Here is a 13,295-nt window from a genome sequence, read left to right as displayed (position 1 = left end):
ATGCCTGTAGGTAAGTGGCTCGACGTCGGCACGGTCGATCAGATCGAACCGGGCACGGCCCGCACGCTTCCCGTCGAGGGACGCGCGGGTCAATTCAGGGGGGAACTGGCCGTGTTCCGCACCATGCGGGGCGAGATCTTCACCGTCGTCAACAAGTGCCCGCACAAGCAGGGCCCGCTGTCGCAGGGCATCGTTCACGGCAATGTCGTGACATGCCCGCTGCACAACTGGAACATCAGCCTCGAAACTGGCCGCGCGCTTGGTAACGATGACGGCTGCGTGCCGACGATTCCCACCAAGGTCGAAGGTGGTCGCATCTTCCTGTTGCGCGAAGCCGTCCTGAACCCGCAAGTCGCGGACGCGGGCGACAAAGCGTCCAAGGCCGCGGCCTGAGCGTAGCGCGATGACGAAGACCGCCACCACTTGCGCCTATTGCGGCGTCGGCTGCGGCGTGATCGCCGATACCGGCGAGAACGCGGCGGCGCGGCACGTGGCGATTTCGGGCGACAAGGTGCATCCGGCCAATCACGGCAGGCTTTGCGTCAAGGGCACCATGCTGGGCGACACGGTCGGGCTGGAAGGAAGGCTGACCGCCCCCTTCATCGGCAATCGCCGGGCAAACTGGGACGAGGCGACGCGCTTCGTCGCCAAGACCTTCGCCGACACGATTGCCGAGCATGGGCCGGACAGCGTCGCGTTCTATGTCTCGGGCCAGTTGCTGACCGAGGACTATTACGTAGCGAACAAGCTCATGAAAGGCTTCATCGGCAGCGGCAACATCGACACCAATTCGCGCCTCTGCATGGCAAGCGCGGTCGCCGCGCATAACCGTGCCTTCGGCGAGGACTTCGTACCGGTGACTTACGACGATCTGGACGAGGCGGACCTGATCGTCCTCGTCGGTTCGAACACGGCATGGTGCCATCCGGTCGTGTGGCAACGGATCGAAAAGGCGCGGAAAGACCGCGGCACGAAGATCGTCGTCATCGACCCGCGCCGCACCGAGACCGCGGCTGAGGCCGATCTCCACGTCGCGATCGCACACGACGGTGACATCCCGCTGTTCCGCGCGCTTCTGGCCGAAATGAAGGGGCGCGGCGAGGTGGACGAGGGCTTTGTCGCGCAGCATTGCAACGTGCCCGACGGCTTCTGGCACGGCCTGAACGGTGCGCTCGGGGAGGACTTGCCCGAAGCGTTTGCCGCGCTGGCGGACATGGTTGCGGCGCACCCGCGCATGGTCACAGTGTTCAGCCAGGGGGCGAACCAGTCGGTGCGCGGGACCGACAAGGGCAATGCGATCATCAACCTGCACCTCGCCATGGGCCGCATCGGCAAGGCGGGCGCAGGGCCGTTTTCGATGACCGGACAGCCCAACGCCATGGGCGGGCGCGAAGTGGGCGGGCTTGCCTCGACGCTGACGTGCCATCTCGGATTTTCCGAGGACGAGGTCAGTGCGGTCGCCGAATTCTGGCAGGCACCCGCGACGTGCAGTACGCCGGGCCTGAAGGCCGTCGACATGTTCCGCGCCGTCCACGATGGCCGGATCAAGGCAATCTGGATCATGGCGACGAACCCCGCGGTCTCGATGCCCGATGCAGGCTTCGTTCGAGAGGCGCTGGAGAAGTGCGATTTCGTCGTCGTCTCCGACTGCATGGCCGATACCGACACCGCACGGTTGGCCCATGTCCGCCTGCCCGCGCTGGGCTGGGGCGAGAAGGACGGGACGGTCACCAATTCCGAACGCATGGTCAGCCGCCAGCGCGCCTTCCTGCCAGCCGCCGGCGAAGCGCGGGCAGACTGGAAGATCATCGCCGACGTCGCCGCCGCGATGGGTTTTGGTGATGCTTTCGGCTGGCAGAGCGTAGCGAGCGTCTTCCGCGAATATACGGCGATGACGCTGCTGTCCAAGCAGCGCCGCCTGCAGCTCGACCTCACTGACAAGGCGCAGCTGCGCGACGATGAGTATGATGCAATGGAGCCGTTCCGCTGGGGCGGGGCGGACCCGCTGCTCGAAACCGGTTTCTCCTTTCCCGACCGCCGTGCGCGCCTGATTGACGTTGCACCGCTGGCCGCCGTGGAAACCGACCCTGCGTTCCCGCTGCGGCTCAACACCGGACGGTATCGCGACCAGTGGCACACGATGACGCGGACCGGGCTTTCCGCCCGCCTTGTCCGCCACCGCAGCGAGCCGCTGGTCGAAATCCATCCCGCCGATGCGGAAAGTTTTGGCATCACCGACGGCGGCCTTGCCCGCATCTCGACCCCGCGCGGAAGCACCGTGCTGCGCGCAAAGGTGACCGACGGGCAGGCCAGGGGCACGATCTTCTCGCCCATGCACTGGACCGACCTGTTGTCGAGCGGCGGGCGCAGCAACCGGCTGACCGCGCCCCATGTTGATCCCGTGTCCGGCCAGCCCGGCTTCAAGGACTGCGGTGCAGCGATAGAGGCAGTGACGCCCGACTGGCGCGCGTTTCTGGTTTCAGCCACCGAGCCGGACCTTCCTGACTGCCTCTACTGGACGAAGGCGCGGCAGGAGAAAGGCTGGCTGGTCGAACTTGCAGGGTTGGGCGAGGCACCGGTCGACGCGCTCATGCCCGGCGGACGCTACATGGAGGCCGAAGACGTCCGCCGCGGCATGAAGCGCGTTGCCTCGCTCGACGACGATGGCCGCCTTTCGGCGGCGCTGTTCGTGACCTGCAGCGGCGACCTGCCGTCGCGCGAATGGATCGCAGCGCAACTGGGCGACCGCGACGTGACCACCGCCGAACTGCTGGCCGCGCGTCCGGCAGAGTCGCTGCCCGACCCCGGCCCACAAGTCTGCGTGTGCTTCGACATTGGCTTGAACACCATTCTTGCCGCCATCGCCGACCAGCGCCTGTCGAGCGTGATGGCCATCGGCAAGGCTCTCAATGCCGGGACCAACTGCGGCAGCTGTCGTCCGCAGTTGGCCGAAATCCTGCGTGACACCAACATGGCGGAGGCTGCGGAATGACCCAGTTCGATTTCGGAGATGTGTGGCTGGTGGGCGCAGGCCCCGGCGATCCCGACCTCTTGACCCGCAAGGCAGAGCGCCTGATCCGCGAAGCCACGGTCGTCTTCTATGACGCGCTGGTGGGCGAGGGCGTCCTTGCGCTGATCCCGCCCCATGTTCGGATGGAGGCTGTCGGCAAGCGTTCGGGCCGCCATTCCAAGGACCAGGCCTCGATAGACCGCCTGATCGTCGAAGCCGCGCTTTCCGGCGATAAGGTCGTGCGCCTTAAGGGCGGCGACCCCGCGATCTTCGCCCGCGCTAACGAGGAACTCCAAGCCTGCCGCGCCGAGGGTATCCGCGTCTCGATCTGCCCCGGCATTACCGCGGCCAGCGCCGCGGCTGCTGATCTTGGTGTGTCGCTGACGTTGCGTGGACTGGCCCGGAAGTTGGTCTTCATCACCGCGCACTCAAAAAATGGGGCTACGCTGGATCTCGATTGGAAAAGCCTCGCCGATCAGGATGCGACGCTCGCTGTATATATGGGCAAGGCAGCCGCGCCGACTGTGTCCCGCAAATTGATCGAGGCCGGGCTGCCAGTAGATACGCCGGTTGCATTGGTCGAGAATGCCAGCCTTGGTAATGGCACACGTATCGTCACTCGTCTCGATCTGTTGGGTCTGACCGCCAACGCGGCCCTGACAGATAAGCCAGCAATAATTTTGATCGGCCATGCGCTGGGAGAAAGTGCCACGTCTAGTTTCTGCGGCCCGCCGCAAAGACTTGCTGAAGGAACGCCAGCTTTCAGGTGCTTCCCTGAACACCGTTAACGTCTGGAATCGGCCAGATTGCGAACTTTCGGGAATATGTTCATGTTGAGGGAAGAGTATTCACCGGGAGTTATCAGGCAATGGCGAAGGGCAAGATCAAGGGACCGATAGGACCGATCATGCTGTCGCTTCTCGTCGGCATCGCGATTTTCATGATTTTCGTGGTTCAATCCCCTGAACTGGCGGAGAAGTTCAAGCGCCCGGAAGGCTTCTACGAAAACATGTTCGGGAAGGTCGGCATCGCTTTGCTCTTTGCGTTCGTTGCGTCTGCCGTCTTCACGATCTTACGCAGAACGATGAAATAACCAAGATGCGGGAACTAGCTTCGTAGTTACATGGTCCGCGTTCCATCCATTGCGGCTATTCGATATGGCCAACGCCGAACAAGTCAGTCGACTAACTGCTTCTGGGGTAAACAAGCGAGAAAGAAGCGCTTTGAGACATGGGCCCGAGGAATTCTGCGGATTGTGATGGCAGGAACTGGAGAATCTTTGCTGTCATCAGCGCAGGAAGCCAGGAAGACAGGCCTCATATCGGCTGCGTGATCCGGCTTGGTTCTAGTTACTGGAAAGACATTCTCGTCAAAGCCGAGGCGTAATCCCGCAGGTTTCCGTGTGGGAATGGAAGAACGCTTTTGTTTCGGAACAAGCGCGGTTCTGCCGCTTTGATGAGGGACGCCCCCATCCTCTGGCAGAACTGGCCGCTTTTCCGATGCACTTTCCCCTGAATTCAACAACAACCGCGCATGACTGATGTTCTGCGCTGCGATGTCGCCATCATCGGTGCGGGAACCGCCGGGATCGCTGCCGAGCGTTCGGCACGCGCTAACGGGGCCAGCACTCTCCTGATCGATCCCTATTTCGATGGCACGCTTTGCGCCAATACGGGATGCATGCCGTCCAAGCTGCTCATCGCCGCTGCCAAGGAGGCACATCGTGTCCGCAAGGCGGAAATGTTCGGCATCAGTGTAGGAGATGTCCGGATCGACGGGCCTACGGTAATGGACCGCCTACGTTCGGAGCGCGATCGTTTTGCACGGCTTACGCGTGAATCGATCGCAGAATTGCCCGATGAGATTCTTATCAAGTCTCGCGCACGCTTTCTTGGTCCCGCGCGTCTCGGCCTGTATGACGGGCGTGAGGTCCAGGCCAACGCGATCATCATCGCGACAGGTGCGAAGCCGGTGATGCCTCCTGCATTCGAGGCACTCGGCGATCTGGTCAAAACGCACGAGACGATCTTTGAACTGGAGGACCTGCCGCGCAGGCTTGCGGTCGTGGGCGCGGGACCGATCGGCCTCGAACTGTCGCAGGCATTTGCGCGGCTGGGCGTGGAAGTCTCATTGTTCGACAAGTCCGACGAAATCGGGAAAGTGCGCTGCAAGCGGGTGCACGAAACGTTGCGCAAGGTCATCGAGAGCGATTTGAGCCTGCACCTTGGCTGCGATGTGGAGCCGGAGAAAACAGGCGATGCGGTGACGATCCGGTGGAGCGGAAGTGAAAGCGGGGAGGCGGAGTTCGACCTCGTGCTCGCAGCGCTCGGCAGGCCGCCGTACCTCGACGGTCTCGATCTCGATAAAGCGGACCTTGCCTGCGACGATCATGGCGTACCCTGTCATGACCGCGCGACGATGCGATGCGGGGATAGCGCGGTATTCATTGCCGGCGATGTCGCTGCGGACATTCCGCTGCTTCACGAAGCATCGCACGACGGCGCGATTGCCGGGCGCAACGCTGCGGCTCTGCCAGCCCGGATCAAGACCTCGCGGAACGTGTCCTTCAGTATCACTTTCACCGATCCGCCCACGGCGAGCATCGGCAATTCGGAAGAAGACGGCGCGGTTACCGGGACCGTAGATTTCGGCGATCAGGGCCGCGCCCGGGTCGAAGGTCGTAATCGCGGCACGCTGACACTCTATGCCGCCGCACCGGATGGCCGCCTGATCGGCGCCGACCTTTGCGCTCCGGCTGGTGAACACCTGGCGCATCTTCTGGCGTGGGCCATCGAGACGGGGACGACAGCAAGCGCGATGCTCGAACTGCCGTTCTATCATCCGACGATCGAGGAAGGGCTCAAGTCCGCACTGCGCACGATCTGCGCGGCGACACCGATCCCGCTTCCGCAGGACCGGGACAGCGGCGCGCCCTCGGGCGCATGAATGTCGGTTAGTGCTGCGCGCCTTTCAGCGATGCGGTTCCATAAGCGGCCAGGCGCTTTGCGACGTCCGAGCGGCCCTCGCCTTCGGAATAGCGCGCCAGCGTGAAGAACATTGCCTGCACTTCGTCACGCGCGGCAATAGCGTCCGGGCCGAAGCCGACGTGCCTTGCGAGTAGTCTGATTACAGTGTCACCTAAAGCGTCCGTGATGGTCTCCAAGAGATCCGGGGTCTGTCCTGTCAAAGTGAAATTCCGTTGTCCGTGACGAGCGCGACCTCGTTTTGAAACCAACGGATTTCTGCGGATTTCGTTCCGGTACCGCATCCGCGAGACAAGCAGAGGCGGCGGTAAACACGGGGGTAATGACGGCCGACGCAAAAAGAATGCAAGCCAAACGCCTCGTTTGTCTGTATGGGGCCCGCAACTTGGGTTTAGACCCGATCGTCCGCGCAGCCGGCTGGCCCGGCAGACAGGACCGATCGCACTTTTGAATTCCAGACGCGTTTCCCCCGGTCCGTCGCATGTGCGGCGTGGCCTGCTTTTTCGAGATCATGATGCCTTTTTCGAACCTTCCCCCCATCCTGGCCAATGCGATTGAAGAGCGCGGATACACCGCGCTGACCGCGGTTCAGTCTGCCGTCGTCGCGCCCGAAGCGGCTGGCCGCGACCTCGTCGTGTCGGCGCAGACCGGCTCGGGCAAGACCGTCGCCTTCGGCCTCGCATTCGCCGAAACGCTGCTGCGCGGTGACGAACAGCTTCCGCATTCCAGTGCGCCGCTTGCGCTCGTGATTGCGCCGACACGTGAATTGGCACTGCAGGTCAGCCGCGAACTTACTTGGCTTTACAAGCAGGCGGGTGCTTGGATCGCGACGTGCGTCGGCGGGATGGACCCGTCGAAGGAACGCCGCAATCTGCAGCGCGGCGCGCATATCGTGGTCGGTACGCCGGGCCGTTTGCGCGACCATCTGGAACGCGGCGCGCTCGACCTCTCTGCGTTGCGCGTTGCCGTCCTCGACGAAGCGGACGAGATGCTCGACATGGGCTTCCGCGAGGATCTCGAGGAGATTCTCGACGCGACGCCGGACAATCGCCGCACGCTGCTTTTTTCTGCCACGATGCCCAAGCCGATCGAGGCACTGGCCCGCCGCTATCAGCATGACGCGCTGCGCATCTCGACCGTGGGTGACGAGCGTGGTCATGGCGACATTACCTACCAGGCCGTCACCGTCTCGCCTTCCGAGATCGAGGCGGCGGTCGTGAACCTGCTGCGCTTTCACGAAGCGGAAACGGCGATTCTGTTCTGCGCGACGCGCGACAATGTCCGCCGCCTGCACGCGACGCTTCAGGAGCGTGGTTTTGCCGTTGTCGCCTTGTCGGGTGAACATTCGCAATCGGAACGCAATCACGCGCTTCAGGCTCTGCGTGATCGTCGCGCCCGGGTATGCGTCGCGACGGACGTCGCCGCGCGCGGTATCGACCTGCCTTCGCTAAGCCTTGTCGTCCATGTCGAAATTCCCCGCGACGCGGAAACGCTTCAGCACCGTTCGGGCCGCACCGGCCGTGCGGGCAAGAAGGGCACCGCTGTCATCATCGTTCCCTATCCGCGCCGCCGCCGTGTCGAAAGCATGCTGCGCGGCGCCAAGATCGAGGCCGACTGGATCGAGGCGCCTTCGCGCGACGCGATCCGGGCACAGGACCGCGAACGCCTTCTGGGTGCACTTTTGCAGCCGACCGAGTTCGACGAAGAAGACCGCAAGCTTGCCGAGCGGCTTCTGGCCGAGCGTTCGCCCCAGGACGTGGCCGCCGCGCTGGTCCGCTCGTTCCGCGCTAAGCTACCCGAACCCGAAGAGCTGATCGAAAACACGCCCGAAGCCCGCCGTGAGGCGCAGAAGGAACGCCATCGCCCCGGTTTCGAGGACGTGCAGTGGTTCCGCATGGACATCGGCCGCCGCCAGAACGCCGACCCGCGCTGGATCCTGCCGCTGCTCTGTCGCCGCGGTCACATTACGCGCGCCGAAGTCGGTGCGATCCGCATCGGACAGTATGAAACGCACTTCCAGGTGCCGACCGCCATTGCCGACAAGTTCGCCGCGACTTTGCTGCGTACTGCGACCGAGGACGACGACCGCGGCATCGTGAACATCGAACCGTCGGAGGGCCCGCGGGAGGCTGCTGGCGGTCACGGCGGCAAGCCTGCCAGGCCGATGGTACATCGTGCAAAGCCGAACCGGTCTGGTCCGTCTCAGGGCCAGCCTCACGGCAAGCCGCATGGCAAGCCCTATGGCAAGGCAAAGGACGGCAAGGGAAAGCCGTTCGGGGGCAAGGGAAAACCCGGCGGCAAGTTCAAGCCGAAGGGCAACAAGGGGCGTCCGGCCTAAGACCTGGCCCTGAGGGGCGAGGGCTCAATTCTCGTCCTTGGCCAGCTTTTCTGCAGCTTCGGCCTCGATCTGCAGAAGCTCTGCGATCGTTTTTTCCAGTGCGACCTGCTGTGCCCGAAGGTCGCTGATCTTTGCGCGCACGCGGGACAGCAGGTGATCCATCTGCCCGTGCTGCGTCGGATCGCTGTCATACAGATCCAGAAACTCGCGGATCTCGCGAATGCTGAATCCCAGCCGCTTGCCGCGCAGGATCAGCTGCATGCGCCCCACGTCGCGGCGCGAATAGATGCGCGTGCCACTGACGCGCTGGGGGCTGATCAGCCCGTTGTCTTCGTAAAATCGCAAAGTGCGCTGTGTGACGCCGAGCATTTCGGCGAGTTCCTGAATGCCCTTGTGCGTCGGGCCGGGGTCATGGTCGTCCATCGGGTTCAAGAACATCCTCACGAAGTGTTTTCTCTCGGCTCTTGTCCATCCCGGATACGTATGCGGCCGTGCGCGTTCAAAAGCGCAAACCGCAACCCGCGTCAATTCCGGGACGCCTTGTCGCGTGTACCCCAGAATATGGTTGACGTATAGGGCAAGCATTTTACTATTAGGATATAACGTGGCTCATAGCCGCCCCATCGACGTTTCGGAGAGACAGGATTTCCATGAACGACATCGTCATCGCGGGTTATGCCCGTTCGCCTTTCCATCTCGCTGGCAAGGGCGCTCTCGCCCGGGTCCGTCCCGACGACATGGCCGCGCAGGTCGTGCGCGCGCTTGTCGACCGTACGGGCGTGAAGGCGGAGGATCTTGAAGATCTCCTGCTCGGCTGTGCTTTCCCGGAAGGGGAGCAGGGCTTCAATATTGCGCGTCTTGTCGGCTTGCTGGCCGGTTTGCCGCAGTCGGTGGCGGGCATGACGTTGAACCGGTTCTGCGGTTCGTCGATGAGTTCGATCCATTATGCCGCCGGCCAGATCGCGATGGGCGCGGGTGATGCCTTCATCTGCGGCGGCGTCGAATCGATGAGCCGGGTGCCGATGATGGGCTTCAACCCCATGCCCAACCCGGAATTGGCCAAGGCAACGGCGGCCTACATGTCGATGGGCACGACGGCAGAGAATGTCGCGAAGGAATGGAACATCGGCCGCGAGGAGCAGGAAGCCTTCGCCGTTCGCAGCCAGCAGAAGACCGCCGCTGCGGTCGCTGCAGGCAAGCTTGCCGACGAGATCGTTGCCATCGACACCGGCAAAGGCATGGTCGAGGCCGATGGCACGCCGCGTCCCGAAACGACTTCGGAAACGCTCGCCAGTCTGAAGACCGCTTTCGATGCGAACGGTACTGTCACGGCGGGCACGTCCTCGCCGCTGACCGATGGTGCTACCGCCGTTCTGGTCACTAGCGCCGACTATGCGGCGGCCAATGGCCTCAAGGTCATGGCCAAGGTCCGCTCGGTTGCGGTGTCGGGCTGCAAGCCGGAGATCATGGGCATTGGTCCCATAGGCGCATCGCGCAAGGCGATGGAGCGTGCGGGCATCACCGCTGCCGATCTCGACGTGGTAGAACTCAACGAGGCTTTTGCCAGCCAGTCGATCGCCGTCATCCGCGACCTCGGTCTCGACGAAGCGAAGGTAAATATCGACGGCGGCGCGCTTGCCATCGGGCACCCGCTGGGCGCGACCGGCGCGCGTATCACGGGCAAGGCGGCGCAGTTGCTGCAGCGCGAAGGGGGCAAGTACGCGCTTGCCACGCAGTGCATCGGCGGCGGTCAGGGTATCGCCACGGTCCTGGAGGCAGTGTGATGAGTGTGGCTCCCGTCAAGAAGGTCTGCGTCATCGGCGCGGGCACGATGGGCGCGGGGATCGCGGCACAGGTCGCCAACGGCGGCGTGCCGGTCCTCCTGCTCGACATCGTGCGCGACGAGAACGACCGCAATTCGGTCGCCGAAGGTGCGGTAAAGCGCATGCTCAAGGCCGATCCCGCGCCGTTCATGTCGAACCGCGCGGCCAAGCTGGTCGAAACCGGCAATATCGAGGATCATCTCGACAAGGTCGCCGAATGCGACTGGGTAATCGAGGCGATCGTCGAAAAGCTCTCCTTGAAGCAATCGCTTTACGAAAAACTCGAAAAGGTCCGCACGCCCGGCACGGCGGTAACATCCAACACTTCGACCATTCCGCTCGAAAACCTCGTCGAAGGTCGCTCGGACGCGTTCAAGAGCGACTTCTTCATCACCCACTTTTTCAACCCCCCGCGCTACATGCGGCTGCTGGAGCTGGTCACCGGTCCGGCGACGGACATGGATCTCGCCGCCCGCATCCGCGATTTCGCGGATCGCGTTTTGGGCAAGACCGTGGTCGATGCCAAGGACACCCCCGGCTTCATCGCGAACCGCATCGGTACGCTCTGGATCCAGGCGGCGATCAATGCGGCGATGGACCTTGGCCTGACGGTCGAGGAAGCCGACGCCATTGCGGGCCGTCCGATGGGCGTGCCCAAGACCGGTGTTTTCGGGCTTGTCGATCTCGTTGGCGTGGACCTGATGCCCTATCTGCAGGAAAGCCTGACCTCCACCCTGCCGAAGGACGATCCCTATCAGGCGATCGCGCGCGACATCCCGCTGATCAACAAGATGATTGCTGAAGGCTATACCGGCCGGAAGGGGAAGGGCGGCTTCTATCGCCTAAACCGCGAAGGCGGGCAAAAGCTGAAGGAAGCGGTCGACCTGTCCTCGGGCCACTATCGCAAGAGCGTGAAGCCCGCCTCGCTGCCGCGCGCGGTGAAAAGCGGCGATCTTGGCGCGCTGATCGCCTCGGACGACAAGTTCGGCGCCTATGCCTGGGCGATCCTTGGTCAGACCCTGTCCTATGCAGCCAGCCTCGTTCCCGAGGCTGCTGATGACATCGTCGCCATCGATGAGGCGATGAAGCTTGGCTATAACTGGAAGTACGGCCCCTTCGAACTGATCGACCGGATCGGCGCGGCGACGCTGGTCGAGCGTTTGAGGGCCGACGGCGCGCCCGTCCCGTCGATCCTCGAGACGGCTGGCGACCGGACTTTCTACCGTATCGAAGGCGGGAAGCGTCAGTATCTCGACCTTGACGGCGAGTACTACGATGTCGCGCGCCCCGAAGGCGTCGAGCTGCTCGCCGACGTGAAACTTTCGTCTCAGCCGCTGATGAAGAATGCATCGGCCGCGCTCTGGGACGTGGGCGACGGTGTCGTCTGCCTCGAATTCACAGGCAAGATGAACGCGCTCGACGGCGAGGTCATGAAGCTGATCGGCAAGGCGATCCCGCTGGTGGCCGAGAAGTACAAGGCCATGGTTGTCTATAACGAGGGCAGCCAGTTCTCGACCGGGGCGAACCTCGGCCTTGCCCTGTTCGCGGTGAACATCGCGGCGTGGGGCGAGATCGAGAAACTCGTCGCCGGCGGGCAGGAAGCCTACAAGGCGCTTAAGTACGCGCCGTTCCCCGTCGTCGGCGCGCCTTCGGGTATGGCGCTGGGCGGCGGATGCGAGATCCTGCTCCACTGCGACGCGGTGCAAGCGCATGCCGAAAGCTACATCGGCCTTGTCGAATGCGGCGTCGGCCTGATCCCCGGCTGGGGCGGCTGCGGCGAGATGCTGGCACGCTGGCGCGACATGCCCGGCCTGCCCAAGGGGCCGATGCCTCCGGTCGCCAAGGTGTTCGAGATCGTCTCGACTGCGACGGTGGCAAAATCCGCGGCAGAGGCGAAGGAGCTCGGCTTCTTGCGCAAGGACGACGGCGTCAGCATGAACCGAGACCGGCTGCTGGCCGATGCCAAGCAGCGCGCGCTTTCCATGGTCGAAGGCTATTCCTCGCCCGAGGCGCCGACGTTCAACTTGCCGGGACCGACCGGCAAGGTCGCGCTCGAACTCGCGGTCGAGGGGTTCCAGGCGCAGGGCAAGGCGACCGATTATGACGGCGTCGTTTCCTCGCACCTCGCCACAGTGCTTACCGGCGGCGATACCGATGCGGCCGACACGCTGACCGAACAGCAGATGCTGGAGCTTGAGCGCGAGGCGTTCATGGCGCTGGTCCGCAATCCGCGCAGCCAGGCCCGGGTCGAGCATATGCTCGAAACCGGCAAGCCGCTGCGCAACTGATTTGAAAGGCACGATCGATGCAAGTCTATGAAGCACCGCTGCGCGACATGCGTTTCGTGTTGGAAGAGCTCTGGCACGACGACGGGTTTGGCGACATTCCCGCGCTGAAGGAATTCGATTCCGACCTCATGAACGCGGTCCTCGAACAGGCGGCGAAGTTCAGCCAGGAAGTCCTGCTCCCGCTCAACCGTTCGGGCGACGAGGAAGGCTGCCACCACGAAAACGGCGTTGTGCGCACGCCGGCAGGGTTCAAGGAAGCTTACGACCAGTTTACGCAGGATGGCTGGGCCGCGCTGTCGTCCGATCCCGAATGGGGCGGGCAGGGGCTTCCCGAAAGGCTGAGCAAGCTGGTCGAGGAAATGACCTGTTCGACCAACCTGTCGTTCGGCATGTATCCGGGCCTCACCCACGGCGGCGTCGGCGCGATCGCCAAGCACGCAACCGATGATCTCAAGAACACCTACCTGCCCAAGATGGTCAGCGGCGAATGGTCGGGCACTATGTGCCTTACCGAACCGCACTGCGGCACCGATCTTGGCCTGCTGCGGACGCGAGCGGTTCCGGCGGGCGACGGCACATACAAGGTGTCTGGTTCGAAGATCTTCATCTCGGCTGGCGAGCATGACCTGACCGACAACATCATCCATCTCGTCCTCGCGCGGCTTCCCGATGCGCCCGAAGGGGTGAAGGGCATTTCGCTCTTCGTCGTGCCGAAATACATTCCCAAGGACGACGGCACGCCCGGTCCGTCCAATGGCGTTTCCTGCCCTGCGATCGAGCATAAGATGGGCATCAAGGCCTCGGCCACCTGCCAGATGCTGTTCGAGGAATCGACGGGCTGGCTGGTCGGCG

11 protein-coding genes (1 of these 11 running past the window's edge) are annotated in these 13,295 nt (G+C 63.4%); 9 read left to right on the top strand and 2 right to left on the bottom strand.

All coding sequences use genetic code 11. The annotated features are described in order from the left end of the window. The 5 genes from nirD (at window position 1) to A9D15_RS11300 (ending at window position 5,956) form a co-directional block, all read left to right on the top strand. Complete coding sequence (nirD, locus tag A9D15_RS11320; protein WP_066765098.1) at window positions 1-393, top strand: nitrite reductase small subunit NirD; 393 nt, start codon at window positions 1-3, stop codon at window positions 391-393. A 10-nt stretch (window positions 394-403) separates the two neighbouring features. Continuing rightward, window positions 404-2,992: a molybdopterin-dependent oxidoreductase gene (locus tag A9D15_RS11315; RefSeq protein ID WP_066765096.1), complete on the top strand. Its 2,589-nt coding sequence runs from the start codon at window positions 404-406 to the stop codon at window positions 2,990-2,992. Beyond that, a complete protein-coding gene (gene cobA / locus A9D15_RS11310; protein WP_066765094.1) occupies window positions 2,989-3,798 on the top strand; it encodes a uroporphyrinogen-III C-methyltransferase in 810 nt (269 codons plus the stop codon). Before A9D15_RS11315 ends, cobA begins: the two co-directional genes overlap by 4 nt. Before the next feature lie 80 nt (window positions 3,799-3,878). Further along, window positions 3,879-4,103 carry a hypothetical protein gene (locus A9D15_RS11305; protein ID WP_066765093.1) on the top strand — a complete coding sequence of 75 codons (225 nt, stop codon included), beginning with the start codon at window positions 3,879-3,881 and terminating at the stop codon, window positions 4,101-4,103. A 440-nt stretch (window positions 4,104-4,543) separates the two neighbouring features. Further along, a complete protein-coding gene (locus A9D15_RS11300; RefSeq protein WP_066765092.1) occupies window positions 4,544-5,956 on the top strand; it encodes a dihydrolipoyl dehydrogenase in 1,413 nt (470 codons plus the stop codon). Window positions 5,957-5,963: 7 nt separating this feature from the next. Here A9D15_RS11300 and A9D15_RS16580 read toward each other — a convergent pair whose 3' ends face one another. After that, window positions 5,964-6,173: a hypothetical protein gene (locus tag A9D15_RS16580; RefSeq protein WP_156521755.1), complete on the bottom strand. Its 210-nt coding sequence runs from the start codon at window positions 6,171-6,173 to the stop codon at window positions 5,964-5,966. Between the two features lie 335 nt (window positions 6,174-6,508). Between A9D15_RS16580 and A9D15_RS11295 the strand changes: the two genes are divergently transcribed. Beyond that, window positions 6,509-8,332, top strand: a complete 1,824-nt coding sequence (locus A9D15_RS11295) for a DEAD/DEAH box helicase (RefSeq protein ID WP_066765114.1) — start codon at window positions 6,509-6,511, stop codon at window positions 8,330-8,332. A 24-nt stretch (window positions 8,333-8,356) separates the two neighbouring features. Here A9D15_RS11295 and A9D15_RS11290 read toward each other — a convergent pair whose 3' ends face one another. Then, window positions 8,357-8,770, bottom strand: a complete 414-nt coding sequence (locus A9D15_RS11290; RefSeq protein WP_082924437.1) for a MerR family transcriptional regulator — start codon at window positions 8,768-8,770, stop codon at window positions 8,357-8,359. A gap of 212 nt (window positions 8,771-8,982) precedes the next feature. On the opposite strand from A9D15_RS11290, the gene A9D15_RS11285 reads away from it, so the two are divergent. The 3 genes in view from A9D15_RS11285 to A9D15_RS11275 are tightly spaced (at most 17 nt apart) and all read left to right on the top strand, a layout consistent with a single transcriptional unit that may run on beyond the window. Then, window positions 8,983-10,116 carry a thiolase family protein gene (locus A9D15_RS11285; RefSeq protein WP_066765088.1) on the top strand — a complete coding sequence of 378 codons (1,134 nt, stop codon included), beginning with the start codon at window positions 8,983-8,985 and terminating at the stop codon, window positions 10,114-10,116. Beyond that, window positions 10,116-12,443, top strand: a complete 2,328-nt coding sequence (locus tag A9D15_RS11280) for a 3-hydroxyacyl-CoA dehydrogenase/enoyl-CoA hydratase family protein (RefSeq protein ID WP_066765086.1) — start codon at window positions 10,116-10,118, stop codon at window positions 12,441-12,443. Before A9D15_RS11285 ends, A9D15_RS11280 begins: the two co-directional genes overlap by 1 nt. A gap of 17 nt (window positions 12,444-12,460) precedes the next feature. Further along, a protein-coding gene (locus tag A9D15_RS11275) for an acyl-CoA dehydrogenase C-terminal domain-containing protein (RefSeq protein ID WP_066765084.1) crosses the window boundary here: on the top strand, window positions 12,461-13,295 show its 5' end (the start). The gene runs 956 nt beyond the window's last position; 835 of the gene's 1,791 nt are visible here — the first part of the coding sequence; the start codon lies at window positions 12,461-12,463; its stop codon lies beyond the right edge, outside the window.

The organism is Croceicoccus pelagius (assembly GCF_001661915.1).
Lineage (GTDB): Bacteria > Pseudomonadota > Alphaproteobacteria > Sphingomonadales > Sphingomonadaceae > Croceicoccus > Croceicoccus pelagius.
The sequence above is the reverse complement of the archived record's forward strand: the minus strand, read 5'-3'. Positions and strand labels throughout refer to the sequence as shown.

Excerpts from the sequence above, each read along its gene's own strand:
- A9D15_RS11290 (WP_082924437.1), bottom strand. The coding sequence starts at position 8,770 with ATGTTCTTGAACCCGATGGACGACCATGACCCCGGCCCGACGCACAAG.
- cobA (WP_066765094.1), top strand. The coding sequence starts at position 2,989 with ATGACCCAGTTCGATTTCGGAGATGTGTGGCTGGTGGGCGCAGGCCCC.
- A9D15_RS11280 (WP_066765086.1), top strand. The coding sequence starts at position 10,116 with ATGAGTGTGGCTCCCGTCAAGAAGGTCTGCGTCATCGGCGCGGGCACG.
- A9D15_RS11315 (WP_066765096.1), top strand. The coding sequence starts at position 404 with ATGACGAAGACCGCCACCACTTGCGCCTATTGCGGCGTCGGCTGCGGC.
- A9D15_RS11295 (WP_066765114.1), top strand. The coding sequence starts at position 6,509 with ATGCCTTTTTCGAACCTTCCCCCCATCCTGGCCAATGCGATTGAAGAG.
- nirD (WP_066765098.1), top strand. The coding sequence starts at position 1 with ATGCCTGTAGGTAAGTGGCTCGACGTCGGCACGGTCGATCAGATCGAA.
- A9D15_RS11305 (WP_066765093.1), top strand. The coding sequence starts at position 3,879 with ATGGCGAAGGGCAAGATCAAGGGACCGATAGGACCGATCATGCTGTCG.
- A9D15_RS11300 (WP_066765092.1), top strand. The coding sequence starts at position 4,544 with ATGACTGATGTTCTGCGCTGCGATGTCGCCATCATCGGTGCGGGAACC.
- A9D15_RS11285 (WP_066765088.1), top strand. The coding sequence starts at position 8,983 with ATGAACGACATCGTCATCGCGGGTTATGCCCGTTCGCCTTTCCATCTC.